The sequence below is a fragment of the Streptomyces sp. P17 genome (genome assembly GCF_032436805.1).
GTDB lineage: Bacteria > Actinomycetota > Actinomycetes > Streptomycetales > Streptomycetaceae > Streptomyces.
This window is the reverse complement of the sequence record NZ_JAVRBF010000572.1, coordinates 1-298: the sequence shown is the minus strand read 5'-3', so window position 1 is coordinate 298 and position 298 is coordinate 1. Positions and strand designations below refer to the sequence as shown.

Sequence of the window (298 nt, the reverse complement as noted above, 5' to 3'; positions counted from 1 at the left end):
TGTCGTGGTGATTGAAGGATTCAAAGGAAATGGCTTCTTGCCGTTTTCAATCGGCTGGTTTAAAAAATCGATGAGGCGCCGATTCCCTCATGTTCAGGTTCTCAGGGTGGAACATAATTTTCCATCGACTCGCATGTGCAATGCATGTGGAAAGATCGGTCCGAAATTGACTGTTGAAAGAGTCTTTGTCTGTGAGTGCGGTCATACGGATGATCGAGACTTAAATGCAGCAAAGAATCTCAGGGACTGGAAAACTCGAACCAGTTCGTGGGAGGTTTGAATGAGTGAAAGTTTGACA

General features: G+C 45.0%; 1 protein-coding gene. It reads left to right on the top strand.

What is annotated here, in order from left to right; translation table 11 throughout:
• A partial coding sequence (locus RMT89_RS42165; RefSeq protein WP_315889050.1) for a zinc ribbon domain-containing protein occupies positions 1 to 280 on the top strand: 280 nt, incomplete at its 5' end.
• Positions 281 to 298 lie beyond the last annotated feature (18 nt).